Below are 287 nucleotides of genomic sequence, written 5' to 3' on the forward strand. Positions count from 1 at the left end.
CCTGCAGCTTGTAGCCCATGAAGCTCCTCTGCATGAAAACCCAGGCCGCAACCGACAAGGCGAGCGTGATGAGGAATGAGACATTGAGGCGGGTACCGGCGATTAGGGTAGGCACCATCGCATCATACTGGAACATCACCGACTGGGGGAAGTTGAAGCCGTTCGGATCCTTCCAGGGGCCGAGCAGCAGGTAGTTCAGCAGTTGCGCCGCAACGAGGCTCAGCATCAGTGAAACGAGGATCTCGTTGGCGTTGAGGCGCACGCGCCAGAAAGCGGTGAGAGAAGCC

The 287-nt window shown here is 58.9% G+C and carries 1 protein-coding gene; it reads right to left on the reverse strand.

Features of this window, described 5'->3' with window-relative positions; all coding sequences use genetic code 11:
• The coding region (locus tag AF337_RS32725) for an ABC transporter permease subunit (protein WP_160320397.1) at positions 1-287 on the reverse strand (287 nt) is incomplete at both ends.

It is taken from the genome of Rhizobium ecuadorense, assembly GCF_001187535.1.
Classification (GTDB): Bacteria; Pseudomonadota; Alphaproteobacteria; order Rhizobiales; family Rhizobiaceae; genus Rhizobium; species Rhizobium ecuadorense.